The organism is Desulfobotulus pelophilus, from assembly GCF_026155325.1.
Classification (GTDB): domain Bacteria; phylum Desulfobacterota; class Desulfobacteria; order Desulfobacterales; family ASO4-4; genus Desulfobotulus; species Desulfobotulus pelophilus.
In genome coordinates, this window is the sequence record NZ_JAPFPW010000062.1 from 1 (window position 1) to 1,258 (window position 1,258).

2 protein-coding genes are annotated in these 1,258 nt (G+C 39.0%); both read left to right on the forward strand.

The genetic code is table 11. The features are described from left to right. On the forward strand, window positions 1-724 hold a 724-nt coding region (locus OOT00_RS15970), incomplete at its 5' end, for an RHS repeat domain-containing protein (RefSeq protein WP_303650015.1). A 2-nt stretch (window positions 725-726) separates the two neighbouring features. Next, a complete protein-coding gene (locus OOT00_RS15975; RefSeq protein WP_265426419.1) occupies window positions 727-1,230 on the forward strand; it encodes a hypothetical protein in 504 nt (167 codons plus the stop codon). Window positions 1,231-1,258: the final 28 nt, after the last annotated feature.

The window sequence follows — 1,258 nt, forward strand, 5'->3', positions numbered from 1 at the left end:
CGAAGGCCTTGTGGCGGAGCTTGACGCCTCCGGTCGCGAAATCCGGAGCTTTGGCTGGAAACCGCAGGGCATCTGGGGAACGGACCCCCTTTATCTAAAAGAAGCAGGACATTACTACTGGTACCACAACGATCACCTCGGCACCCCGCAGATGCTCACCGCCAGCTCCGGCGCTGTGGTCTGGGAGGCAAAGTATGAGAGCTTTGGCAGGGCGCTGGTGGATGGGGGAGCGAGGGTAAAAAATCCCCTGCGGTTCCCAGGGCAGTACGAGGATGAAGAGACGGGGCTGCACTACAACTGGTGGAGATATTATGATCCTGAGGTGGGGAGATATCTCAGGATGGATCCGCTTTATACTAACCAAATAGAAGGTATTGTTCGTATAATTTTTGCTGAACCCAGATATCTTTTAACATCTCAGGAATTGAATTGGTATTCTTATGTGTTAAATAACCCTTTGCTTTATTTTGATCCATTTGGATTGAAATCAATTAGAGATAGAATCAGGGATGCGTATGATAAGGTAAAAGATGCAGAAAATGTTAAGGTCGAATGTATGGGTTTGTTTAAGAATGGAGAGCTTGATTGTTGTAGTGAGGATTTAGATCAATGTTTAAAATGTACAAAGGCAATTTGTGAGGCACGTGGTCCGGTTGGATCTCCTCAATTTGGAGGATGTATTATTCCTCTTCAAAATGTATGTAGTGTTTGTTTGGGTTATTAATTATGAAAAATAAAGCATTAGAAATAGCTAGAATCTTATTTGCAATGTTTTTAGTAGTGGTTTTGCGGTATGTGTTTTATTCGGTTTATGGTTATATTTTTGCAGAAAGTTTGAGCTGGGATGTTGGAGCAAGTATTTTTAACTTATGTGGCGCAACAAAAAATAGTTGCATGTCTTTTTTGTTGCATTTGTATTATTTGATGATAGTTGTTTTTTCTGCTACATTGTCTGTGTTTATTCCTGCCATATTGTATGGCTATTTTGTAAATATGTCTAGGCTTCAATATTTTTTTCTTGGTGTATTTGTTTATTTCGTAATGATTGTTTTTGACTTAGTATATTATTGTTTTGTTGTGAATGATTTGTTTGATTTATATCTTATTAGTTTTTTTCCGGTTTGGTACGGTGTTGCAGTAGGCGTAGTGTGGATTCTGATTTTCTATTTGTTATTTTTATTTGGTCGATATTTGAGTGAAAATCGGAAAAAAAAAGAGTCATCCATTTGAGATGCAGGATAATCGCTTTGTTTGCAAG